Annotated in this window: 21 protein-coding genes; 6 read left to right on the forward strand and 15 right to left on the reverse strand. The window is 54.3% G+C overall.

Annotated elements, in window-relative coordinates:
• The first annotated feature begins 267 nt into the window (after positions 1-267).
• Complete coding sequence (locus PZA18_RS06615; RefSeq protein ID WP_284100026.1) at positions 268-720, forward strand: PTS sugar transporter subunit IIA; 453 nt, start codon at positions 268-270, stop codon at positions 718-720.
• Positions 721-1,158: 438 nt separating this feature from the next.
• On the opposite strand, the gene PZA18_RS06620 is transcribed toward PZA18_RS06615, so the two are convergent.
• Complete coding sequence (locus PZA18_RS06620; protein WP_284100027.1) at positions 1,159-1,935, reverse strand: substrate-binding periplasmic protein; 777 nt, start codon at positions 1,933-1,935, stop codon at positions 1,159-1,161.
• Between the two features lie 192 nt (positions 1,936-2,127).
• Between PZA18_RS06620 and PZA18_RS06625 the strand changes: the two genes are divergently transcribed.
• Positions 2,128-2,475, forward strand: a complete 348-nt coding sequence (locus tag PZA18_RS06625; RefSeq protein ID WP_284100028.1) for a polysaccharide deacetylase family protein — start codon at positions 2,128-2,130, stop codon at positions 2,473-2,475.
• A 261-nt stretch (positions 2,476-2,736) separates the two neighbouring features.
• Positions 2,737-3,039, forward strand: coding sequence for a polysaccharide deacetylase family protein (locus PZA18_RS06630; protein ID WP_284100029.1), 303 nt, complete (start codon positions 2,737-2,739; stop codon positions 3,037-3,039).
• Between the two features lie 82 nt (positions 3,040-3,121).
• Here the strand turns inward: PZA18_RS06630 and PZA18_RS06635 are convergent, their stop codons facing one another.
• From PZA18_RS06635 to flgK, 5 genes are all read right to left on the reverse strand, one after another.
• Positions 3,122-3,583 (reverse strand): thioredoxin family protein, encoded by a 462-nt coding sequence (locus PZA18_RS06635; RefSeq protein WP_284100030.1) that lies wholly within the window; start codon positions 3,581-3,583, stop codon positions 3,122-3,124.
• Positions 3,584-3,638: 55 nt separating this feature from the next.
• On the reverse strand, positions 3,639-4,580 hold the full coding sequence (locus PZA18_RS06640) for a class I SAM-dependent methyltransferase (RefSeq protein WP_284100031.1): 942 nt from the start codon (positions 4,578-4,580) through the stop codon (positions 3,639-3,641).
• Between the two features lie 258 nt (positions 4,581-4,838).
• Positions 4,839-5,468, reverse strand: coding sequence for a hypothetical protein (locus PZA18_RS06645; RefSeq protein WP_284100032.1), 630 nt, complete (start codon positions 5,466-5,468; stop codon positions 4,839-4,841).
• Positions 5,469-5,792: 324 nt separating this feature from the next.
• Positions 5,793-7,460 carry a flagellar hook-associated protein FlgL gene (flgL, locus tag PZA18_RS06650; protein WP_284100033.1) on the reverse strand — a complete coding sequence of 556 codons (1,668 nt, stop codon included), beginning with the start codon at positions 7,458-7,460 and terminating at the stop codon, positions 5,793-5,795.
• An 88-nt stretch (positions 7,461-7,548) separates the two neighbouring features.
• Positions 7,549-10,233: a flagellar hook-associated protein FlgK gene (gene flgK, locus PZA18_RS06655; RefSeq protein WP_284100034.1), complete on the reverse strand. Its 2,685-nt coding sequence runs from the start codon at positions 10,231-10,233 to the stop codon at positions 7,549-7,551.
• Between the two features lie 698 nt (positions 10,234-10,931).
• On the opposite strand from flgK, the gene PZA18_RS06660 reads away from it, so the two are divergent.
• Both PZA18_RS06660 and lanKC read left to right on the forward strand, forming a co-directional pair.
• A complete protein-coding gene (locus tag PZA18_RS06660; protein WP_284100035.1) occupies positions 10,932-11,120 on the forward strand; it encodes a hypothetical protein in 189 nt (62 codons plus the stop codon).
• 130 nt (positions 11,121-11,250) lie between these two features.
• The gene (gene lanKC, locus PZA18_RS06665; RefSeq protein ID WP_284100036.1) at positions 11,251-13,926 is read left to right on the forward strand and encodes a class III lanthionine synthetase LanKC; all 2,676 of its coding nucleotides are present in this window, start codon (positions 11,251-11,253) and stop codon (positions 13,924-13,926) included.
• 19 nt (positions 13,927-13,945) lie between these two features.
• On the opposite strand, the gene flgJ (PZA18_RS06670) is transcribed toward lanKC, so the two are convergent.
• From flgJ (PZA18_RS06670) to PZA18_RS06690, 5 genes are all read right to left on the reverse strand, one after another.
• Positions 13,946-14,872, reverse strand: coding sequence for a flagellar assembly peptidoglycan hydrolase FlgJ (gene flgJ, locus PZA18_RS06670; protein WP_284100037.1), 927 nt, complete (start codon positions 14,870-14,872; stop codon positions 13,946-13,948).
• Between the two features lie 242 nt (positions 14,873-15,114).
• Entirely contained in the window at positions 15,115-15,858 is a 744-nt protein-coding gene (locus PZA18_RS06675; protein WP_284100038.1) for a hypothetical protein, read from the reverse strand.
• A 188-nt stretch (positions 15,859-16,046) separates the two neighbouring features.
• The gene (gene flgJ, locus PZA18_RS06680; RefSeq protein WP_284100039.1) at positions 16,047-17,027 is read right to left on the reverse strand and encodes a flagellar assembly peptidoglycan hydrolase FlgJ; all 981 of its coding nucleotides are present in this window, start codon (positions 17,025-17,027) and stop codon (positions 16,047-16,049) included.
• Positions 17,028-17,058: 31 nt separating this feature from the next.
• Positions 17,059-17,454 (reverse strand): RidA family protein, encoded by a 396-nt coding sequence (locus PZA18_RS06685; protein ID WP_284100040.1) that lies wholly within the window; start codon positions 17,452-17,454, stop codon positions 17,059-17,061.
• A gap of 120 nt (positions 17,455-17,574) precedes the next feature.
• Positions 17,575-18,330 carry a hypothetical protein gene (locus PZA18_RS06690; protein ID WP_284100041.1) on the reverse strand — a complete coding sequence of 252 codons (756 nt, stop codon included), beginning with the start codon at positions 18,328-18,330 and terminating at the stop codon, positions 17,575-17,577.
• Positions 18,331-18,761: 431 nt separating this feature from the next.
• Here PZA18_RS06690 and PZA18_RS06695 point away from each other — a divergent pair, with 431 nt between their 5' ends.
• A complete protein-coding gene (locus PZA18_RS06695) occupies positions 18,762-19,193 on the forward strand; it encodes a hypothetical protein (protein WP_284100042.1) in 432 nt (143 codons plus the stop codon).
• 256 nt (positions 19,194-19,449) lie between these two features.
• Here PZA18_RS06695 and PZA18_RS06700 read toward each other — a convergent pair whose 3' ends face one another.
• The 4 genes from PZA18_RS06700 to flgF all read right to left on the reverse strand — a co-directional run bounded on the left by PZA18_RS06700 (position 19,450) and on the right by flgF (position 22,996).
• Complete coding sequence (locus tag PZA18_RS06700) at positions 19,450-20,553, reverse strand: flagellar basal body P-ring protein FlgI (protein WP_308447336.1); 1,104 nt, start codon at positions 20,551-20,553, stop codon at positions 19,450-19,452.
• Between the two features lie 47 nt (positions 20,554-20,600).
• A complete protein-coding gene (locus tag PZA18_RS06705) occupies positions 20,601-21,296 on the reverse strand; it encodes a flagellar basal body L-ring protein FlgH (RefSeq protein WP_284100043.1) in 696 nt (231 codons plus the stop codon).
• A gap of 64 nt (positions 21,297-21,360) precedes the next feature.
• The gene (gene flgG / locus PZA18_RS06710) at positions 21,361-22,143 is read right to left on the reverse strand and encodes a flagellar basal-body rod protein FlgG (RefSeq protein WP_284100044.1); all 783 of its coding nucleotides are present in this window, start codon (positions 22,141-22,143) and stop codon (positions 21,361-21,363) included.
• Between the two features lie 118 nt (positions 22,144-22,261).
• Entirely contained in the window at positions 22,262-22,996 is a 735-nt protein-coding gene (gene flgF / locus PZA18_RS06715; RefSeq protein WP_284100045.1) for a flagellar basal-body rod protein FlgF, read from the reverse strand.
• Between the last annotated feature and the right edge of the window lie 19 nt (positions 22,997-23,015).

Below are 23,015 nucleotides of genomic sequence, written 5' to 3' on the forward strand. Positions count from 1 at the left end.
CGCCGGATTTGGGCCTGCTGCCGCGTTATAAATCGCGTGGCTTATCACTAAGCGGCGCGCTTTTTGCCTTGCATCAGGCCCAAATCCGACGAAACGCGATCCGGAAATAAAATGTCAACAGAGCCTAGCAAAAAAAGAAGCGGCCGAATCACGCCACTTCCAGTATGGCGGGAATCCGAACGGATGAGGACAGTGCCACCCCATCGACCAGAAGGCCGGATTTCCTGCTTGCCCACACCGCCTGGAAGCCGCCTGGAGGATAAAACCATGAACCCACTGGCCCGAATCTGTTCTGTTGACGACATCCTGCTGGATATCAACGCGATAGGACAGCAGCAGCTGTTCGACACCATTGCCCGCCATGTTCACGACAACTATGGCCTTGCCGACCAGCACATTGCACGGCGTCTGGCTGAACGGGAAAAAATGGGGACGACGGCACTAGGTAAAGGGGTTGCCATCCCCCACGCGCGGGTACCCGGTCTGCAGGTAGCCATCGGTCTGATCATCCGCCCCACCCTGCCGCTGCCTTTCGGCGCCGCAGATGGCAAACCGGTCGAGCACTTTCTGACTTTGCTGGTGCCTGAACATGCAACCCAGACACATCTCGATCTGCTGGCTGCCGCTGCGGGTCTGCTCTGGCAAAACGCCTTCCGCGATGCACTGAAACAAGCGCATTCGCCACGCGAAGTACATCGCCTGCTGCTGGGAGTGCATTAGGCTCTGTTGACGTTTTGTTTCCGGTCGCGCCAGGCCGAGTTTTGGGGCAGGGCTAGGCAGGGTGAGCGCGGTTTAGCGAGCTAAATAAGCGATCCCTAACGACACCATGCCCCAAAAATCGACCCGGCCCGGAGGGTTTCGCCGGATTTGGGCCCGCTGCCGCGTTAAAAATCGCTTGCTTAGCCCACTAAGCGGCGCGCTTTTCGCCTTGCATCAGGCCCAAATCCGACGAAACGCGATCCGGAAATAAAATGTCAACAGAGCCTAAGTTCTGTCGGCGTAGTACGGAAGCGGCAAGGCAAGGCAAGGCGACGTCACGACACAACTTTGGAACAGCGTGCGCAGACATTGCGCAGGCCACAGCGGGGCATTCTGTCAGCGGTCCTCGAAAAAAAGCCCAAGTCCACCCAGCGGGCGGAACTTGGGACAGAGGGAGGTTTACTTGAAGTTCTGCATCTGCTTCTTGTACTCAGGCGACTCACGCACACTGGCTACCGCTTCCCAAACCTGCTTGGAAAAGTCGGCATGCTTGGCCACAAAGGGCTTCGATAGCATCAGAAAGTAAGGCTTCTCGACCAGGGGTGGCGAAATTTTCTCAACCTTGCTGGCAAACTCGGGGTTACCCGCCACGCTGACATCACCTTCCTGTGTTTGCAGCGCAACGGCTACCACACGCCCCGCAACCAGCTTCTTCAGATTATCGTCAGCGCCACGAATCGCATCATCAACCTTGACGCCCAAACCTTTGAGTTGATCGACAACCGAGAAACCCGATTGCGCCCCCACCGAACCATCGGCATTCTTGATCGCCTTGCCGTCCCACTCGACTTTGCCACCCTTGAGCCGATACAGGCTGTAGCTGTCGTCCAGCATCCGCTTGCTGGCATCCGGCTTGTCCCCGCTCATCGGATAGTGGCCCATCTCCATCCGGTCGGCCTTGAAGCTGATCTTGAACAAGCCATCCAGATTGCCCTGCTTGACCTCATCCATGCAGCGTTTCCAGGGCAGCTGCTGAATGTCGATCTTGATGCCAAGCTTCTTTTCCACCATCTGCATCATGATGATGTTCAGCCCCGGCCGCCCTTTAAGCAGCCACGGAAAAGACTCTTCGTTCTCGGTACAGATTTTCATCTCGGCGGGCTTGTCTGCCGCCAGAGCCGGCATCAGTACAGTCAGACCCAATAAACCTGTAGCCAATACACGCAGTTTAAACATGATGATCCCCGATCAGCGCTAAACACTCTCGTTATAGCTCTGATTACACACCAGATTCCAACCAGATTTACCCACCCCCAAGCACAGCATGCTCTGGATCACGCACATCTGCCACGCCACAATAGCGCGCATACCACTTTCTGGGTCCGCAACGTGCTAAAAACAAAAACCCTATTATCCTCGCTATTGGGCTTGCTGATTTCTGCAACAACCCTCGCCGCCGATGAAAAATCCATCGCCATTACGATTGACGATCTGCCATTGGATGACAACACCGCCAGCATCGCCGACAAAGAACGATATACCTTGGCGATTTTGGAGAGTTTGAAGCGCCATGGCGTTGTCGCTACGGCTTTTGTCAACGAAGACAAGTTGCTGGTGAAAGGAGAAATCGATCGGCATGTTGCTTTGCTCGAACGCTGGCTGGATGCCGGCATGCAGCTGGGCAATCACAATTTCGGACACTTAGGCTTGTGGCAAACGGCCTTGCCGTCCTATCAGGATGCCGTCGTACGCGGCGATACCATTACCCGCTGGTAGCTGGAAAAACGTGGCGCCAAGCCCGTTTTCTACCGCTACCCGTTCAGCCAGAGCGGGAAGACTGACCAGGAAAAGGACCTGTTTGAGTCATTTCTGGAACAACGTGGTTACCGCATCGCCCCGTTTACCGTCGAACATGACGATTATTATTTTTCGTGCGTCTATGATAGTGCCGTCATCAACGGCAAGCCTGCTGACAAACCTGCAATCATCAACGCCTATCTCACGCACTTTGACGAATCACTGCCTGTCTTCGAAACCATGAGCAATGAGTTGTTCAATCGGCAGATCGCCCAGATCCTGCTCATTCACGCCAACCGCTTGAACGCCGATAGCCTCGATAAAACCCTGAGCCGCCTGCGAGCCAGAGGCAATCGCTTCGTAACACTCGAGCAGGCTCTGCAAGACCCGGCCTATCGCCAGAAAGACAGGGCAAGCCGCCAGTTTGGTCCATCCTGGTTGGCGCGTTGGGCAAGAGTGCAAGGCAAAAAATTGTCGGTTTATGGTCAACCCGACCCTGCCGGCTGGATTGCAGATCAACACCAGCGGTATTGCAAATCTTAGGTTCTGCGGATACCACAGCAAAACGGGCGCCGAAGCGCCCGTTCAATCCACCCATCAATGCTGTGCAAGACTCTGCCGATGCCTACTTGGCCGCCATGGTCTTGAAGAACTCATAGATCTTTTCTTCACCCATGCCACGGGCGTCGGCGAGTTCGCCGGCACGGGTCGCGTAGACAACTTCGTTCTTGTCGCTGACCACCACCACTGATGGAATCCCCTTGCCTATCGGGTCGCCATAGACCTTGGCCAGATCCAGATTCTTGTCGAAACGGCCCACATCAACCTTGACCAGCTTGTATTTCGACTTCACCAGATCAGCGGTGCGGCCAAGGTGCAGTGCCTTGTCCAGTTCACGGCAGTCTTTGCACCAGTTGGCGCCAAACACCAGCAACATCTTCTTGCCGGACTTGGTGGCATCCTGCAGCGCCTGCGCAACCTCGGTCTTGGCGTTGGCAGTCTCGTCGTAAGGCATGGCATCGGCGGCATGGGCCTGCGACAGCAGCGATGCCGCCGCCAGCAAACTGAACAAGGTGGTACGTAGCATGGTTTCTCCTCGAACTTGGTTGTTTGGATACAGCGGGTAATGCAGTCAAGCCGCTTCAGCGCTCAAAGCGGAAACACTGGTGAATCTTGCGATTGCGAAAATCTTCGGGTACCGACTGGGCACTGATGTCACACATGCCGGGCATGGCGGCCAGGCGCGGGTCGAGCTTGAAACTGCGAAGATTGGTCGAAAAATACAGGATGCCGCCCGGCGTCAGCAAATCCAGGCAACGATCAACCAGCCAGTCATGGTCACGCTGTACATCCAGCACGCCGATCATCTTGGCAGAGTTGGAAAAGCTCGGTGGGTCCATCACGATCAGATCGAACTTCTCGCCATCCTGGCAGGCGTTGTCGAGATACTGGAACACATCGGCCCGCTCGCGCTGATGCTGGTTGAGGTCCATCCCATTGAGTTCGAAGTTACGCTTGGCCCAGTCAAGATAGGTATTGGACAAATCCACCGTCACCGAGGCAGGGGCGCCGCCTGCCGCGGCATAGACGCTGAAGCTGCCGGTATACGAAAACAGATTCAGGAAACGCCGCCCGGCCGCTTCGGCCTGCACCCGCTGCCGGGTGTTGCGGTGATCGAGAAACAGGCCGGTATCGAGATACGCGTCCAGATTCACCCAGAATCGGTGGCCGCCCTCTTCGACGATAAAATCCTCGCCTTCAGTGCCGGTCTTTTCATACTGGGCGGTTCCTTTCTGCCGGCGGCGCTGCTTGAAAGCGACCTTATCCGGCGCGACTTCCAGCACTTCGGCCGCGACCGCACTGGCCGCTGCTACCCAGGCGGCATGCTCTTCATCGGTCTGCTGCCAACCGGTATCAAACTCGGCCAGATATGCCCGGTCGGCATAGCGGTCTACCGCCAGCGGGAACTCCGGCTGGTCCCGGTCATACACCCGAAAGCAGCTGATGCCCTGTCGGCGCGCCCATTTACCCCAGTGCCGGGCGTTTTTGGAAAGTCGGTTCTTGAAAGTGGAGAAATCGGACATGCAAAGTTACGGGTAGACATGGAATCGGCTGATTATACGCTGGACCGATGATTTATCTGGAAGATTCTCTGGAAATAAATTGATATACAACTCAATGCAATATTACGTCAAACTTCTTTCCGTGCCGATTTATATCATAGATCTATAAACTCCAAGTCGGCAGGGCATAACAAAATCAATAACCATCCAATCCACCACAAAATCGCTCTTTCCGCACCCTCCTCACGCATCATTGACTACCAAGCGCCATCCTATTTCTTAACCTGGCTCATTCATAATATAGAGTAGATATTTTTTTTGATAAATCGCCTGTCTCAGCTGAACACATAGCGTTCTTAAAAAACACAATAGTGTTTCTACATTATCCCCTTCTCCCATACCACCCAGATCCATACTAATCGAATCATCTTGCGCGGCTTCTGCCACCCTGGAATATTTAAGCTCATATTCAATTTTTCCATCCAGAATTTTGGCCAAGTCAACAGGGCTTACTTTTGCAAATTTGATGATATCTTCCAATTCAGACAAGGACTGCATTTGCTGATCCCGATCCAGAACACACTTCAGGCAATCAATAACAAAATACATCTCATCCACTTCAAATTTTCTTATCTTCTCCAGATTTATACCAGCTAAAAAATCTAATGAAACGTATTTGCGTTCAGCTATTATTTTCTCCATCTGCCAATGAAACCATCCGCTCCTACAGCAGTAGTAAGTGGAAATAGGCACTTCTATTAATTCGCCAGCCTCGCCTGTCGACTCTTGCAACGATCTTTGCGCGTACGCCTGATTTTTAAATTTATACCAAGCTTCTTCGCTCGGCAAAGTCTCTATAAAATCGGGCGTATCCACAAGATATGAGGCATAAGTAAAATCATATGACATTTGGCACCCTCGAAAGTTAACTACAACAAATCCCTACCTAATCAGCATCACCTACTGACAATTTAAATTAAATGACTTGCACTCAAAAAATATTACCAGCCCCTGGCTCACTTTGAGAAAATTAAAACTTAATCACCGATAAGACTTGCACATCAGCATTCCGCTGCTGTCATCGGCAGATTCGTTCATAGCATCTTCCATCTGACCATATTACGTTAAGGTTAGTTACCACCCAAAAAAAGTAAAGTTCACCCCTATCAACCTCGCAAATAAAAAGGGGCTTGCAGCCCCTTTTTATTTCATTTACCGACATTCGGCTGATCTTTATTGCACATACTGGAACAGGGATAAATTCTGCACCTGGGCAAAAGAGCGGCGAGCGGCATCCAGATAGGTCTGGGTCAGCGAGAAGTCGGTAATGGCTTTGGCGTAGTCCAGATCGTTCATGCGGCTGATCGAGTCCTTGTACTGGATATTCAAATCCTGATTAGTGTTGCGTACGGCATCCATTTCTTTCAGCCGTGCGCCGATATTGCTCTGGTTGCCCAGAACCTGCCCCAGGCTGTTGTTGAGGTTGGCAATCACCCCGTTGAGCCGGTTCTGCAGCGTGGCCATGCCATCGTCGGTGCCCTGATAGCTGGTAAGTGCCGTCGAGAATTCGCCGAGGGTCGAGAAGATATCGTGCTCAACGCTGGGGCGAATGGCGAAGCTATCGCCGTCAGCCGGTACGCCACTGACGTCGAACTTGCCGCCGAAATCCCAGTTGGCAACCAGCGGGGTGTTCTCGCCGGGCAGCTGGCGCAGTTCGATATCGCCACCGGGCTTGTACAAGCGCGGGTAGGTGTTCGGATTGCCGGGGGTATCATCGCGTGCGCCGAGCGGGGTGCCGGCGGTGTAGTCGAAGCCATCGATCATCGACTTGTTGAAGTTGGGATTCACGCTGCCATTGGTCAGCACCGGCCGGTTGTCGATGATGTCGTAACGGGTCAGCTTGCGATTGCCGGTCGGGTCGTTCGGATCGTTGACGGAATGAAACTGCACCCGAAACGCCTGCACATTGTTGGGGTCGGCCCACTTGTTCGGGTCGGTGACCACGCCGGTGCTGATGACGCCGGTGCCCACATTTTTGGTGACGGTCGGATTGATGCGACCCGTCGTCAGTGCCTGCGGCTGCGGCCCCACCGCCACAAAACGCACCCCCCAACCAGGCAACACGCCTGCCTGCAGTGCGGCGTGATCCATGGTCACCTGGGCGTTATCAGCAAGGCGGGTGATCGTGTAATTCGTCCCGTCAAAGTCGATCTTGAACTCGGATGCGGTATAGGCGGAGGCCCAGTCACGCGAGGCGACGATTGAGCCGCCCCCTTTGAGGGTGATCGAATTGGGAAGGTCAGGCGTCGCCATGCCGGTGGCGTAGGTACCATTCCCATCCTTGATCTTGAAGAACAGATCCGCCCCCGAATCTGACACCGGAATCTGCCGCCCGGTGGAAATCTGCACGCGACGCTGACCTTCGTCGCCGTTATAGGTCACCGAGCCGAAGTTCAACTCGGTAAATGGCTGGGTCGAACCCTGAAAACCAGAGAACAGATACTGGCCATTGCCATCGGTTGAATTTCCGAGCGCGATCAACTCGGCATAACGTCCGCGCAGCTCCTGGTCGAGCATCTTTTTCTCGGCCAGGGTCAGCGACGGGTTGCCGGCATTGACGGCCAGGGTTTGAACATCCTGTAGCACCCGTATCACCTGCTGCATATTGCCTTCGGCCAGAGACAGCGCACCACGGGCGTAGTCGGTGTTCTCGATGTATTGCTCGTTCAGCTGGGTGGATTGGGTAAGGTCGAGCGTGCGGGCCGCCGATACCGGATCATCCGCAGGAGACAAAATCCGGCGGCCGGTAGAAAGCTGTTGCTGGTGCTTGACCAGCTCGGCCTGACGGTTCTGCAGGGCGGAAACACCCAGATCGTAAATGGTATTGGTACTGACTCGCATGATTGCTGCTCCTGCCTGACCCCCGCCTCTTGCTACCGGGCGCCCTGGCTGATTGGTTCAACGATCCTGGGCATAGGCCCAGCATCGCTTAACGGCCGATATTCAACACTTCCTCAAACGCCTTCTGGGCGATCTGCACGGTACGGCTGGCGGCCAGATAAGCCTGCTGATAGATCAGCAAATTGGCAGCCTCTTCATCGAGGTTCACCCCAGAGACCCCCTGCTGACTGGTTTCCGCCTGCTTGAGCAACTCGGTCTGGGCGCTGTAATTGATATTGACCTCGTTGGCCTTGACGCCGACATCGCTGACCAGCTTGCTGTAAGACCCCTGATAAGTCGTGGTCCCGCCCGCCAGAATATTCTTGGTCTGCAGCTCACCCAGCTTGAGCATATTGCGGTTGTCGGCCACACCGGCGGTGTTGGGGCCGACCGTGAACACATCCCCGGCCCCAGGCTGACCGCTGATCTTGATCGACCAGCCATTGAAGCTGATGTCACTACCCGACACGTAGGGCACGTTGATCGGGTTATTGGTGCCCAACCCCGTCACGTTGAAACTGGTTGGCGGGTTATTGAAGATGATGCTGACCGGTTGCTTCAGATTCTGATTGACGGGGGCGCCGGTCACCGTGCCCGAGGTCACCGACGCATTACCGGTATTGGCGCGTGGGGTAATGCGGAAACGATCGCCAGGATTGGGGCCGCCATCGAGCGTCACCGAGTAGCCATTTACGGTCAGCGTCTGCGGGGCGGTAAACGCGACGTTTGACTGCAAGGTTGCCCCGGTGACCGTGTCTTTGACGTCGAAATGATCAGCCGGATTGGTGAAGATCACCTCAACCGGATTGGCATTGACACCCGTCTTGGCTTCAATCCACTGGGTAATGCCGGTGATCGTGCCGCCCCCGGTGTTGGCAGGATTGGCCGATACCTGGATCGACAGATTCGATGAGTTGGCACGAATCGGCGTTGCTGCCGCCACCAGTGAAGGATCTTTGATCGCGATCGACAGATTCTCGGCAAACTGCTTGGTTGGCTGAATCAGAAAACGGTCGCCCGGCAACAAGGTACCGGCGACCTGCCGGAATTGCAGACCATCCACCGTGACCGGGCCTTTGGCAAAGTCCGAGGCCGAGATATTGAAAATGGTGTTGTCTGACTTGCGAGTCACCCGGTAGTCAGGCCCTTCAAACGAGAACTCATAGTCCGAGGTGGTCAGTGCTCCGACATTGGTGATGGCGACCGCCATATCGGCATTACCACGGTTTTCACGGTTGGCAGCGATTTTTGAAGCGGCAGGCGGAAACGAAATGCGCCGTACATCACCGGCAGTCCAGGTCGTCGCGGCGTCCGGGGTGATACGGATACCGAAAGACGCTGCGCCGGCAGAAAACTGCGTCTGATCGAAGGTGGTAGTGCGGCCGTCGGAAAGCCGGGTCAGCGTGTAATTGGTGCCGTCATACGCCAGCGAAAAGTCGCTATCAATAAACCGGGACTGATCAATGATGTCTGCGGTAAAGCCGACGTAGCTGAGGTTGACGGTATCACCGGCAGTCCAGGTACCGGGGTTGAGCCGAAGGCGGATACCCATGGCAGTGACCCCATCAGTCATCTGCTGCTGGCTGAGCGTCAAGGCCAGGCCATCGGACGTGCGGGTCAGATTGTAGTTGGTCCCATCAAAAGCCAGGGTATATGCACTGTTCACGACGGTATTGTCGGCAATATCTGCCGACACCCTGCCATCTCCCGAGCCAATATGCTGATCCTGCACATCCGCCAGCGGGAACTTGAAGAAATTGGTTCCGCCAATCCCGTTCAGATCCTGGCCTTGCCGGTGCTGATCGTTAAAGGTCTGAGCCAGCGCCAGCGCCACTCGTCCCAGCGAGTTACGCGACAGATCCAGCACCGACTCACGAAACTCCAGAATGCCGCCTAGCGTGCCGCCCGTCAGCATCTTCGAAGAAATCTCGGCAACGATGCCGTACTGCTGGTAAGCCACATCGATGCGCTGTGGATCATCCTTGGCCGGCACCGCCCCCAGCGTGAAAGCCTGATTCCCCACCACCAGATTCTGGCCATTGCCAACGAAGATGTTGTAACTGCCATCCGACTGCTTGACCACGCTGGACTTGATGTATTGATTCAGTTCCTTGACCAGCTGATCACGCTTGTCCAACAGATCATTGGGCGGCTGCCCGCCAGCGGTGCCGGCGGCAATCACGATGTCGTCGTTGAGATCGGCAATCTGGGAAGTAATGGCGTTGATGTTCGAAACCGTCGAGGTGATTTCAAGATTCACATCCGCCACGATCTGGTTCACCCGACCTGAAAGCGTTTGAAAGCGGGCGATCAGCGATTCAGACAGGCCAAGCAAAGACTGGCGAGCCGGCACCGAAGCAGGATTATTGGCAGCGGTCTGCACACCACGGAAAAAATCCTGCAGTGCCGGGGTAAGCCCTGCCGACGGGTCGGCCAGCAGGTTATCGAGATCCTTGATATGGTTCAGATAGCCCTCGAGATAGCTGGCCTGGGCCTGCGCACCTTGCACCTGTCGGGTTGTGAACTCACTGAAGTTGCGCTTGATCGTATCAATCTGAGCACCGCGCCCCACGAAGCCACCGCCCGTTGGCTGAGGAGACGAGGCACTTTGCCGAATCACCTGCCGGCTGTAGCCCGGTGTACTGGCGTTGGCAATATTGTGGCCGGTAACCGTCAGGCCAATCTGCGCGGCACTCAGGCCCGACACCGCAATTCCGTAAATACTGTTGCCCATTTTGCTGCTCCTGCGGCGAACCGCTCAGCGATCTATCAACTGAGCAGCTAACAGCAGGAAGTGTGCCCGCCCCAAATCCTCCCAATAACACCAAGACCGGCAATTTCCGGCCGTATTTCATCTATCCATACCGCCCAGCGCCACCGCCGGCAGAAATTTTTGCCGCCACCGGCAAAACACGACCCATTCAGGACAAATGTCCCGCTCTTTAAAATAAATGTATACAATGTCGCGAAAGCACCATGCCACCAGAAACCCATCGGACATCACCAATCTGCTCATCTCTCGCACATACGAATTAAATTTTCGTTAAATGATCAGCCCAATGTCCCGCCCCAACCGATAAGAATTGGCACAAAATTTCCGCCCCCCCTCTTCTATTCTGCACATTTATCAAAAATCCCCTAGCAGTCGCTATAAATACCCAATCGCCAACTTATCAAATACTTAGTCACTTTATTCAATTCATTTTGGTCTGACAATAAAATCACTCTCAACCTATTGTTGGACAATATCATGATCTATTGATCATTACATAATTAAAAAGCCCGCTCGTACGGATAATATGGCCGAACGGATACCGATGTTAGTCTGTATGACAGATCAACTGTGATTCGATTAAGCGAAAGAATTGCATGATCTGATTACCTGTATCAGGCAATCATCTGTATAAACCTAACTAACCGAGGAAATATAAAATGAACAGCCAAAAGAAAATGCGCGTTCTGGACCTGCAAACTCTGGAAATGGTAGCCGGTGGTAGTGATGAAGCGGCCGATAAATTGATGACACCCAGCACCCGCAGCGTTATTTGCGGTGGTGTAGATACCAATGAGAAAAGCGGCTGGAGCATTGCTTGCCGCCCCAAGAAGGAAATTGAGGTTTAATTCGTATCGCGCGCTGCACTGGAACTGTATTTAGGGCTAAAGCATCCTGCAGATCCAGTTTTGCGCAGTAAAAGCCGGCGCCCTATACGCCGGCTTTTTCTTTGACTGGAAGAAATAAGGACGCTCAGAAATGCAGGAAATAAAAAAAGACAATCCAGATGTATATATTCCATCTTCTTATAAAAAACCTGAAGAGATATATTCCAATCACGTCAAAACACTTTTACCCAAGATGTGGCGGCTCAAACCCGAGCACTTTTGGACCTATGCCATCCCTCCTCAATCAAAGAGAATGGTTCAGGGTTGGAAAATTCATATCTCAGCGATACCTGACAACGCCCTCAAAATTCTTAGCCTGGCCATTCCAGTTATTATTCGTCACAAAACGGACTTCAAATTTGCGAGTGACCCGGCAGTTCTCCATAGCCTGCTTGGCAAGAATTGCGCCCGGCAATCCAGTGGTAAATTCATAACGATTTACCCAGAAAACGAGAATATATTTAAGTCACTCATCGAAGAGTTGTATCAAGCCCTGCATCATGAGGTTGGCCCCTATATTTTGTCCGATCTGCAATATAAAGACTGCAAGGTTTTATTTTATCGCTACGGCGGATTTCACAGCTTTCAGGAGGAGTCTGTGGATGGCGATACCACCCACTGCATTTTGGACCCGAGTTTTCGCTATATAGAAGATGTTCGTGGCGTACAGTTTACCTTGCCGGGTTTTGTCCAAGACCCATTTTCCGGATTAACTGTAGAGAACACCGAACCCGCTGATGAAGAAACAAGCAGCCTTTTTGACGAACTATTCTCCATCAATGCTGCCATCAAGTTCTCGAACGCAGGGGGCGTCTACCTCGGTAAGCACAACGAATCTGACGCAGAAGTCATCATCAAAGAAGCGCGACCCTATATTGGAATAGACAAAAACAACCAGGACGCCATTTCGCGGCTTAAAAAGGAACATCGCTTATTGGAGCGTCTGGCAGATACGGGATTCACACCCAAGCCATATGGGATATTTAGCGAATGGGAACACGTATTTCTGGTGCAGCAGAAGGTAAAAGGCAGAAATCTAAGAAGTTTTGTTACCGCCAATACCCCTATTATCAAACACTACGCTTCAGAAGAAGATGTTCGCAAGTGGGTGGTCACGGCTGCCAATATCTCCAAACAGCTCTTGAGAATGGTTGCCACTTTGCATGATCGGAATATTATTTTTGGCGATCTATCACACAACAATATTATGGTTGATGATGACACTCAAGATCTGCACCTGATTGATTTTGAGTTTTCCGTAGAAACCGGCATCGACCCGCATTTGAATTTCTACACCGCCGGCTTTGCCTCATTAGCGCGCACGGAGCGCGATCAACTGGAGTTCGCTGACGATTATTTTGCTTTGGGTTCTGCCCTATTAGGCTTTTTCTCTGCCAACCTTGTCCTGATTGAAAGAAAACAAAGCTACGCCAAAGAAATATTGCAGGCCATGCAAAGAGATATTGGGTTGCCGCAAACATTCTGCGATTGTGTCATTGAACTGCAAACCAACCCCAAACCCGATCTTGCTGCTCTGATCAGCAAATTGGAGACAATGGACCTATCGAGCATCCATGCCTGGACTGCGCGGGAAATTCATATAGAGGATTTAAAACCCGCCGCAGAAACCATGCTAAGGGACATATTCTCGTATATGCAATCCATGCTCAATTTGCAAAATAGCCCAAGAATTCTACCGCTGAGCAATGATCTGAAATCACCATTTGCGCTCGACCACGGAATTTCCGGCATTTTATATGCGTGGCATATTGCCAATAACCAGATTCCCGATGATCTTCTTTATTTCATCAGGAATAAATTATCTGCCAGTGGCCAATTACCGGGCCTATTGAATGGTGCCTCGGGAATCGCGTGGGTGATGAGCGCGATAGGTGAGCGTGACATTTCAGAAAGAATGCTGCTTTGTGCATCCGAACATCCTTTGCTGTATCAGCGCATGTCGCTTGGATATGGCGCAACCGGATATGGCATGGCCCAGCTGCACCACTGGCATCGCTTTGGCGAGCAAACGAATCTTGACGCCGCGCTGGAAATTGCTGAGATTCTGCTGGAAACCGCAAAGCCACACGAGAATGGCTTGTATTGGGATAAGCAGAATGAGAGAGAAGGTGCAGAAGTTGGCCTGCATCATGGCAGTTCCGGTATCGCGTTATTCCTGCTTTATATGTATTGCGCTTCAGGCAGAAAAGATTTTCTGGAAGCCGGAGAAAAAGCGCTTCAATTTGATTTGAGCTGCGGTAAAGGAACGGATGAGTCTCTCAGCTTCCCACGCTATCAAAATAATCCACACCGGATTGTCTATCCGTATATTTCTTTTGGGTCGGCCGGAATCGCCACCGTCATATTGCGTTATTGGCAAGTAACCGGAAATGACCATTACAAGACTTACCTCGATAGGATAAAAGCAGATGTGTCGAGTAAATACGCCGTCAATTGCGGTTTATTTTTTGGCACTACCGGTTTGGGCAATTATCTGCTGGATGCTTACCAGATACTGGGAGATGCCCGTTACCGCGATCTGGCCTGGCGTTTACTCGATGGCATCCAGCTGCAGGAAATCAAACGCGACAATGGGTCGGTATTCCCCATGCTGCGGGAAAGCCAGGTCACCACGGATTACAGCACCGGCTCCAGCGGTATCGGGCTATTCCTGCATCGGCTGATCCACAACGGGCCGAACTTCAATCTGATGCTGGATGACTTGCTGACCCTGCCCGCCAGGCAGTCACTCTCTGCGGCGGCGTGATAGCTGATGCATCGAGGCGCTATGCCACCCTGTACGCTTGCAGTGCGGGGTGGTTGGCGACTTTGGCGACTTTCTGGGCGTAGGCGGGGTCGGTGGCGTAGCCATTGGCCTTGAGGGCATCGCCAAAGGCTTTGGCATCTGCCCCGGAACGGGTGGCCTCGCTGTAGCGGTTGGTCAATAGCTTGGCGTAGTCGGCAAAGGCATCTTCGTAGCTATCGTAAGCACGGAAGCGCTCGACCCGCTTTTGCGCTACCCCATCGACGTATTCGGTGGTGGTGATATCTGCGGTGCGGCCAGTCCAATCCCGGCCGGCCTTGATACCAAATAGATTATGGGTGTTGTTGCCTTGCGCATCGACAATCGGCTTGCGGCCCCAGCCGCTTTCAAGCGCAGCGTGAGCGATCATCAAGTGCGGGGAGAGATTGAGTGCCTGAGCCGCTGGCAGAGCATGGCGACCGATGGTTTCGACAAAATCAGTCGGTTCAGCTGCTGCGGCACTGGCGGCAGCACTTGCCGCACCGGCCGTTTTTGCCGGCGTTACTGCCGATTTGGCAGCGTTTGTGGCTGGCGCGAAGTCATAGCTCTGGGGGCGTTTGAGGGGCTGGTTGCGTAGGGCCGGATTGGCAATCAACTCGATTTGCCGCTCGATCATGTCTGCCAGCCCAAGACCTTGCCCACGGCTGGTTGAGAAATCCTGCGCCATCTGCTGGTCGAGCATCCCCCGGAACATCTTGCTGCCGTTCGATTCCAGCTCATCAAAATGCGGTGTCGCATCACGCATCGACTTCATCAGCATATTCATGAACAGCGCCTCAAACTGCTTGGCCACGGCCGAAGCAGCCGCTTTGGCATCGCCCTTGGTCAGCGCTTTCAGCTCGCCAATGCTTTGCGAATCAATCGCCAGTCGTTGCGAAGTTAGGACATCAGAGCGGGTCAGGGTGTTCATGCCAGTCACCTGTGCAGACGAGTCGGTATCAGCATGGAGCAGATTACATGCCACATGGAAATTCCCAGCCCGGTGCAATTCTCAGATCTGCGTTGCTTGCCCGTTACCATCTATGCCGTGCCGTGTCGGTATACCCCATCCATCGTCGATTTAGGAATCATCCCTTTGGATCGCGAGCTGATAAGTTATGAAAAAAGGCAGCCAAAGCTGCCTTTTTTCAATCAACTAATCTGTTAAATAGATTAGCAACGGCCACCGCCCGGGATGAGCATCAAGTAGCTGCCGGTTGTCTGCTTGGCGCCAGCCCAGTTACCCGCTTGGCAAGTGCCTTCGAAAACGGTTTCAGTAATGCGCCACTGGTAAAGGTTCGCAGGACCTCTCTCGCACTTGCGCTTTTGGTCAATCACCATGCGTAATGCGTATCCATTGGCAAAGTACGCGCCCTTGAATTCGCAACGATCAGCACAACCGGGCGACTTGCGGTCGATCTGCGATGACACCAGTCCAGCATCGAACGACTGAACATTCAACCATTGTCCACCTTGGCAAAGCGCTTTGATATTGCGCTGTCTGACCTCTTCTTTACAGGAAGGCAAACCGGTAAGAACCGTTACGCGATCTTGCGCAGCCTCATGCCAGCCCGGGCGGAACGATGAGCCGTTGTACACGCAGTTGTCCTGCACCTGGCAGCCTGGGGTAGCGGTATCGTCAGCCGACGATATCACGCGCTCTACCCGGCCCCTGTTCTCGGCTCTGCCATGGGTATTGCAGTACATCACATCGTAAACGCCCACCGTCTCTTTTTTGCACGCAGTGGCGCCCGTGGTTCGTTCTTTTTTTTCCACCAGACTTTCCAGTGTCTGCCTGAAAGTCATCACACGCCCATCCTCGAGATGGCAGTCTTGGAACTGGGGCTCAGCCCAAACAACCGAAGCGGAAAAAAGACCCGCAACCAATAAAACACTACGCAGCACTACATTTTTCATTTTTTTGCCTAAAAGGAGTAAAAAACACCCCAGAATCCTTGGGGGGAGCGGATTCTACAGTAGGACGATCAGTAAATGAAAATAGAAACCGTTCTCAAAACAAATCAGAGCAGATATCCGAGGCTGTGTATGGCGCCCTCATTTGATGAGGGCGCACACCCATGCTTAACAGGTTTCGGCGATCTACCTCAGGCCACCCTATAGGCTTGCAATGCGCGATGGCTGGCAACTTTGGCGACCTTCTGGGCGTAGGCGGGATCGGTAGCATAGCCGTTGGCCTTGAGCGCATCACCGAAGGCTTTGGCATCGGCACCAGAGCGGGTGGCTTCGCTGTAGCGGTTGGTCAATAGCTTGGCGTAGTCGGCAAAGGCATCTTCGTAGCTATCGTAAGCACGGAAGCGCTCGACCCGTTTCTGGGCCACGCCATCAATGTATTCAGTGGTGGTGATATCGGCAGTGCGACCGGTCCAGTCGCGGCTGGCCTTGATGCCGAACAGATTGTGGGTGTTGTTGCCTTGTGCATCGACAATCGGCTTGCGGCCCCAGCCGCTTTCAAGTGCAGCATGGGCAATCATCAAATGCGGCGAAAGGTTGAGTGCCTGAGCAGCTGGCAGGGCATGGCGGCCGATGGTTTCCACAAAGTCAGTCGGCTCGGCCGCTGCAGCGCTGGCGGCAGCAGTTGCCGCGCCGGCTGTTTTTGCCGGTGTCACCGCCGTCTTGGCTGCTGCCGTAGCTTGTGCAAAGTCATAGCTTTGCGGCCGCTTGATAGCTTGGTTGCGTAGCGCCGGGTTGGTGATCAGCTCGATTTGCCGCTCAATCATATCGGCCAGCCCCAAGCCATGACCGTGTCCGGTGGTGAAACTCTGCGCCATCTGCTGGTCGAGCATGCCCCGGAACATCTGGCTGCCGTTCGATTCAAGCTCATCGTAATGCGGTGTGGCATCACGCATCGACTTCATCAGCATATTCATGAACAGCGCCTCGAACTGCTTGGCTACCGTCGACGCCGCTGCCTTGGCATCGCCCTTGGTCAAGGCTTTGAGCTCGCCAATGCTTTGCGAGTCGATAGCCAGCCGTTGTGTAGTCAATACATCGGAGCGAGTCAGGGTGTTCATGCCGGTCACCTGTTCAGACGAGTCGGTATCAGCATAGAGCAGATTGCATGCCATGCCTCGCACTTCGCCGCACAGAGTCACCGACCTACTGGGCCTGGATAGTCACCGCCTGCAGATTCATGGTCATCAGGGCATCGCGTTTGGGCAGATCGGCCACCACAATCACCGTGCGTGCCGGCCGGTGCTCGCCAAATTCTTCGGCATAGGCTCGGTTCATTTCGGCAAAGTCATCCACGTTTTTCAGAAACACCTGAACATGCAGCACGTGTGCAAGGTCGGAATCCGCTGCTGCCAGCATGGTGCGGAAGTTACGGATAATCTGGCGCGCCTGTGAATAGGCATCAGGCCCCGCCATCAAACCAGTCTGGGAATCGACACCCGCCGTGCCAGACACCGTCACGAACTGGCCGGCACGGGCGACATGGCTATAGGGGCCAATGGGCGTCGGTGTGTTTTCCGGGGTAAAGGTTTCGACTTTCATTGCTTGCCTCTCATCGGCTATCGTGGCAGCTCGGGATGCTGTCATAGGCAGCATCCCGGTGCCTGCTATATTCAAGGCCTTTGCTGCCATCAGCACGACAACGAGGCAGGCATTGGCCCCTTAGTTGCAGGAGGACCCAGCACGCGCAAAGACGCGACGGCTTTGATTCCCGGCAACTTCGTCCACCACCAGTTCCAGCGTACCACTGTAAGTGTCAGAGAAGTTGGCAGGACCACCATCGAATGAGTCGGTGATCTTGATTTCTTTGTTTACATATGTTTGACCACTGCCATTGATCAGCATCGTGCCGACGCCCGAATACAGTGTGCACATAGCCATGATTTCAGAGTTGGCGAATTTTGAAGCCGACATCGTGACCGGCATTTTGAAACGTGCCCTTGTTTTTGGCGTCAATTTAAAGAAAACGTCCTGTACCATCTCTTGCATGGAATAGGCTTGAGGAATTTTGAATTGCAGGGACATTCCGCCTAAAAACCCACCTGATGTCAGAGGCTGATTGAAGATCACCGGGCTGCCCGTATACTTGCCTTTGGAAAAAATTGTTTCCACCGCAATTTCAGACTCATGATCTTGAGAGATCACACTATTATTGCCGGTGTCGTAAGAGCCAAACAGAGATGAAACAACAAAGAATGAAAATGCTTTATTTTGCGAACCATTCGCAGACGTGCTCATATAAGTAATAGCCGGAGTGATCCCGTCATTAGGATCAAGATCTTCCAGAACAACCTCTATTTTACTTGCATTTACAGTACCTTCCAGCATCTGTGCATCTGGATCATAATCGGCATATGCAGTAGACAGAGTGGCGGCGAGGGCGGTCATTGCCAGCAGGGTGTAACGTACGGGCTTCATTGGAAAATCCTTTTTGAATCGTTTTTATTCAGGCCGAATCAAGTCAGAATCGACCGGATCGGCTTTCTCTCTCGACAATAACAAACCGGAAAATTGCTTTTCAAGTTGAAATTCAAATCACCGGGTTGGCAATTTATTAATCAATGCAAATCCCAACCGGGCGCAACTATATTCAACCGAACCCCGCATGTATACATCACCAGACCTAGCCCGTGCACAACACGCACATCCCTCCGACAGCCTTTTATATTTGATTAAATACACAAATTTGCAAATTAGAATTAAACTATCGGCCAATTCGGGACATTTGTCCCGATTATTGCAATCTACGTAAATACCTGTTTTGATCACCTTCCCAATCAGACGATGTAACAAAACCTGTTCAGATCGTCGGTGGGATTTTTCAAGTTCTCCTTGCCTCTGGTGTCTATATGCTGCTCCGTCTCTCCCTGGCACTGTTGTGCTCAATGCCGATGCTTTCTTATGCCTGCTCCTGCGCAGACCGGCCCGCCGATCTTGTCGCTGCCGTACAGGAAGGCATCGTCGCCTCGTCTGCTGTGGTCGAGGCCGAAGTCATCGCCCTGAAAACCGAGAAGAACTGGCAGAAGATCACTTGGAAGGTCTCCCGCAACTGGAAAGGCCCGCATGCTGCCAATAGCTATATCGAAACACGCACCCAGATTGGCTGCTGCGCCTGCGGCAAGACGGTTGAGCAGGTGCCGCGCTACCTGTTGTATCTTCACGGCGGTCAGCCTTATTTCATTACCACCTGTTCAATGAGTGCCTCCTTTCCCACCGCCGCAGTGCAGGTGCGAGTACTGGAGGATTTGTACAAGCCAGAGTTTGCCAAGCCCGATAAATAGGCTCTGCTGACATTTTATTTCCGGATCGCGTTTCGTCGGATTTGGGCCTGGTGTAAGGCGAAAAGCGCGCCGCTTAGTGGGCTAAGCAAGCGATTTTTAACGCAGCAGCGGGCCCAAATCCGGCGAAACCCTCCGGGCCGGAAACAAAACGTCAACAGAGCCAAGGATTGCGACAACGCCGACGCATCAAAGACAAAGCCCCTGCATCATCATGCAGGGGCTTTGTCAGGGCGAAACGCTGATGGCTGAATGAAGTTCAGATGATTTCCAGCTCGGCCTTCAGTGCGCCAGCTGCTTTCATGGCCTGCAGGATCGCCAGCAGATCCTGTGGCGTAGCGCCGATCTGATTCAGGGCACGAACCACCTCATTGAGCGAGGTGCTGCGTGGCAATACCGTCACGCCACCTTTTTCAGCTTTCACCGACACCTCGGCATTCTGTACCGGCGCCGTGCTCCCTCCCGAAGCAGGTGCTGGCTGGCTGACTTGATTGGTCGCCGCGATGGTGACAGTCAGGTTGCCATGCGAGATGGCACAAGGTTCAAGGGTGACCGCCTGGTTCATCACTACCGAGCCTGTACGGGCGTTGACAATGATCTTGGGCAGACTCGGCTCAGGGGTAACAGTCAGGTTTTCCAGACGGGCCAGAAAGGCCACTCGGGCATCGGAATCTTGCGGAGCCTTGACTTGAATGGTGCGTGAATCAAGGGCACGGGCCAGTCCTCCACCCAACGCAGCATTGATGATCTGAGTGATGCGAGCCGCCGTCGAGAAATCTGCCTGATTGAGCGCCAGCTGAATGTACTCGCCCTGGCCAATCCCCCCCGGCACTTCTCGCTCGACCGTTGCGCCGTTCGGAATCCGGCCTACCGACAGCTGGTTTACCTGAGTGCTCGACCCACCAGCCGCTGCGCCTGCGCCAGCCACAATGACATTGCCCTGAGCGATAGCGTAGATCTGACCATCAGCCCCTTTGAGCGGGCTCATCAGCAGCGTGCCGCCGCGCAGACTCTTGGCATTGCCGATTGAAGAAACGGTGATATCAATGGCCTGACCGGGCCGGGAGAAAGGAGGCAAAGTGGCGGTGAGGGTAACGGCGGCCACGTTTTTCAATTGCAGATTGGTCGAAGGGGGCAATTGCACCCCCAGCTGGTTCAGCATCGAGATGACACTCTGCACGGTAAACGGGGTTTGCGTGGTCTGATCACCGCTGCCATCCAGGCCCACCACCAAACCATATCCGACCAGCTGGTTGGGTCGAACTCCGCCCACACTGACCAGCTCTTTCAGTTTTTGCGCTGCCGACGCCGAGCACGTCAGCGTCAACAGCAACCATCCCAGCAGATACCAGCGTCTAGCCACACCAACCTCATCAATCGACCTGGGCGCTCCGACGCGAACAACGGCAATCAGAACGGCATCAGGCTCAGGAAGAACTTTTGCAGCCAGCCGGCCCGGCTGGCGTCTGCGACAGCACCAACGCCCACTTGCTCGATTCGGGCTTCGGCAATCTTGGTTGACGATACCACATTGCCTGCCTTGACGTCGGCGGGGTTGACCACGCCGGAAACGCGCAGATGATTGACCTCGCCGTTGATATTGATCTGCTTCTCACCTGCCAGCACCAGATTGCCATTGGCAAGAATTTCAACCACCGAGGCAGTGATGGTGCCGGAGAAACTGTTGCTGGAGGTGGTCTCACCCTTGCCATCGAAGTTATTGCTCGACTTCAGGCCGATGTCGGTTCCGCCCAGTGCCTTTGTAAAGGTAGAGGACGAGGCGCTGGCAGACAAGGCGCTGCTGACGCTGCCGGTGCGCTCGCCTTTGTTGCCAGACTTGCTGGTGGCGGAAATCTGCTCTTCGATCTGAATGGTAATGCTGTCCCCCACCGCCCGGGCCAGCCGGTCTTCAAACAGCAGGCGGGCGCTATTGGCCTGAAAGATCGAGCCATTGGCGTAGTTGGCCTGCGCGGCCGGGGCTGGGCGCACCGAGGTCGGCTGGTTGATGATGGTCTTGGGTATATCGGCACAGGCCACCAGCAACAGGCTGGCGCCCGCAGTCAGCAGCAGGCGAAGTGAGCAAGGCAGGGTGCAATGAATGGTCATGGCAATACTCCCGGCAAGATTTGCCGCCCGTGTGCGGCAATCAGCGCAATGGGTTCAGCAAGGATCAGATCTGGGTCAGGCGTTGCAGCATCTGATCAGAGGTCTGAATGGAGCGGGAATTGATCTCGTAAGCCCGCTGCGCCTGAATCATGCTGATCAGTTCTTCGGTGATATTGACGTTGGAGGTCTCGACATAACTCTGGTTGAGCACGCCAAGGCCGTTCGACCCCGGCGCGCCCGTAATCGGCGCACCTGATGCCGCCGTTTCGAGATACAGATTCTCACCAATGCTTTGCAGCCCACCGTTGTTGATGAAGGTGGCCAGCTGCAGATTACCCAGCTGGGTCGGTTGCGCCTGCCCTTGCGTCGTCACCGACACGACACCATCACGGCTGACCGAAAAGCGGGTGGCCCCTTGTGGCACCGTGATACCCGGCAATACTGGATAGCCGCTGGAGGTCACGAGCTGGCCGGTCGAGTTGACGTGAAAAGCCCCATCACGCGTGTAGCCGGTGCTGCCATCGGGCATTTGAATCTGGAAGAAGCCTTCGCCGCTGACAGCAAGGTCGAAGGGGTTATCGGTCAGCTGAAGGTTGCCCTGGCCGTGGATGCGCTCGGTGGCAACCGGCTTCACACCGGTACCCAGCTGTAAGCCGGTTGGCAGCTGGGTTTGTTGGCTGGAGGCAGCGCCGGGCTGACGCATGGTCTGATACAGCAGGTCTTCGAATACCGGCCGTGCGCGCTTGAAACCGTTGGTGTTGACGTTGGCCAGGTTATTCGAAATGACGTCGATGTTCATCTGCATCGCGTCCATCCCGGTCTTGGCAATCCACATCGAGCGAATCATGGGTATCTCTCCTGAGCGCTATGGGCGAAGCATCTGGCCATTCAGAGACCAGAGCCTGGGCACGGTGCGGGTGGCTGGCCAGGTGAAACAGTCAGCAGCGATGTCGGATGCGGCAGGCTCAGCTCAGCGTCAGAATCTGTGCCGATCGGCTGGCGTTCTGCTCAGCCGTCTGTAGCAGCTTGAGTTGCATCTCATAGTGCCGCTGGTAGCCGATCATATCGACCAGCGACTCAACCACATTGACATTGCTACGCTCCAGCGAGCCATTTGATACCTTCACCGAGGCATCGGCCTGCGCCGTGCTGCCATCACGGGGGCGAAACAGTCCGTCACTGCCCCGTTCGAGCGTGCGCTCATCCGGGTTGACCAGCTTGATCCGACCCACATCATTGGTTTGTGATGGGTTACTGGCCAGTGATGCAGAAACCGTGCCATCTCTTGCAATCGAAATACGGCTGCCTGGCGGCAAGGTGATCGGGCCGGCATCACCGATTACTGGCAGGCCAGACCGGGTGCGCAGCAGGCCATTGGCGTCGATCTCGAAGCTGCCGTCGCGGGTATAGGCTTCACCCCCATTCGCCTGCACGGCAATCCAGCCCGCCCCTTCTACCGCCACATCCAGGTCACGATTGGTCTGCTGGAGCACGCCGGGGCTGAAGTCGGAACCGACGGTTTGCTGAGCGACATAGGCACGCGTTGCCGCCCCCTCCCCCACCACCGGCAAAGCGCGGAAGGCGGCCAGTTCGGCACGGAAGCCCGGTGTCGCGGCATTGGCCAGATTGTTCGAGACGGTGGCCTGCCGGTTCATGGCCTGGCTGGCACCTGTCATCGCGATGTAGATCATCCTGTCCATGGCCACTCTCCCTTGCTAA

This window comes from Parachitinimonas caeni, assembly GCF_030129945.1.
GTDB lineage: Bacteria > Pseudomonadota > Gammaproteobacteria > Burkholderiales > Chitinimonadaceae > Parachitinimonas > Parachitinimonas caeni.

What these genes read in the sequence shown, in the direction of transcription:
- PZA18_RS06615 (WP_284100026.1), top strand. Translation starts at nt 268, where the DNA reads ATGAACCCACTGGCCCGAATCTGTTCTGTTGACGACATCCTGCTGGAT.
- PZA18_RS06620 (WP_284100027.1), bottom strand. Translation starts at nt 1,935, where the DNA reads ATGTTTAAACTGCGTGTATTGGCTACAGGTTTATTGGGTCTGACTGTA.
- PZA18_RS06630 (WP_284100029.1), top strand. Translation starts at nt 2,737, where the DNA reads ATGAGCAATGAGTTGTTCAATCGGCAGATCGCCCAGATCCTGCTCATT.
- PZA18_RS06635 (WP_284100030.1), bottom strand. Translation starts at nt 3,583, where the DNA reads ATGCTACGTACCACCTTGTTCAGTTTGCTGGCGGCGGCATCGCTGCTG.
- PZA18_RS06640 (WP_284100031.1), bottom strand. Translation starts at nt 4,580, where the DNA reads ATGTCCGATTTCTCCACTTTCAAGAACCGACTTTCCAAAAACGCCCGG.
- PZA18_RS06645 (WP_284100032.1), bottom strand. Translation starts at nt 5,468, where the DNA reads ATGTCATATGATTTTACTTATGCCTCATATCTTGTGGATACGCCCGAT.
- flgL (WP_284100033.1), bottom strand. Translation starts at nt 7,460, where the DNA reads ATGCGAGTCAGTACCAATACCATTTACGATCTGGGTGTTTCCGCCCTG.
- flgK (WP_284100034.1), bottom strand. Translation starts at nt 10,233, where the DNA reads ATGGGCAACAGTATTTACGGAATTGCGGTGTCGGGCCTGAGTGCCGCG.
- PZA18_RS06660 (WP_284100035.1), top strand. Translation starts at nt 10,932, where the DNA reads ATGAACAGCCAAAAGAAAATGCGCGTTCTGGACCTGCAAACTCTGGAA.
- lanKC (WP_284100036.1), top strand. Translation starts at nt 11,251, where the DNA reads ATGCAGGAAATAAAAAAAGACAATCCAGATGTATATATTCCATCTTCT.
- flgJ (WP_284100037.1), bottom strand. Translation starts at nt 14,872, where the DNA reads ATGAACACCCTGACCCGCTCTGATGTCCTAACTTCGCAACGACTGGCG.
- PZA18_RS06675 (WP_284100038.1), bottom strand. Translation starts at nt 15,858, where the DNA reads ATGAAAAATGTAGTGCTGCGTAGTGTTTTATTGGTTGCGGGTCTTTTT.
- flgJ (WP_284100039.1), bottom strand. Translation starts at nt 17,027, where the DNA reads ATGGCATGCAATCTGCTCTATGCTGATACCGACTCGTCTGAACAGGTG.
- PZA18_RS06685 (WP_284100040.1), bottom strand. Translation starts at nt 17,454, where the DNA reads ATGAAAGTCGAAACCTTTACCCCGGAAAACACACCGACGCCCATTGGC.
- PZA18_RS06690 (WP_284100041.1), bottom strand. Translation starts at nt 18,330, where the DNA reads ATGAAGCCCGTACGTTACACCCTGCTGGCAATGACCGCCCTCGCCGCC.
- PZA18_RS06695 (WP_284100042.1), top strand. Translation starts at nt 18,762, where the DNA reads ATGCTGCTCCGTCTCTCCCTGGCACTGTTGTGCTCAATGCCGATGCTT.
- PZA18_RS06705 (WP_284100043.1), bottom strand. Translation starts at nt 21,296, where the DNA reads ATGACCATTCATTGCACCCTGCCTTGCTCACTTCGCCTGCTGCTGACT.
- flgG (WP_284100044.1), bottom strand. Translation starts at nt 22,143, where the DNA reads ATGATTCGCTCGATGTGGATTGCCAAGACCGGGATGGACGCGATGCAG.
- flgF (WP_284100045.1), bottom strand. Translation starts at nt 22,996, where the DNA reads ATGGACAGGATGATCTACATCGCGATGACAGGTGCCAGCCAGGCCATG.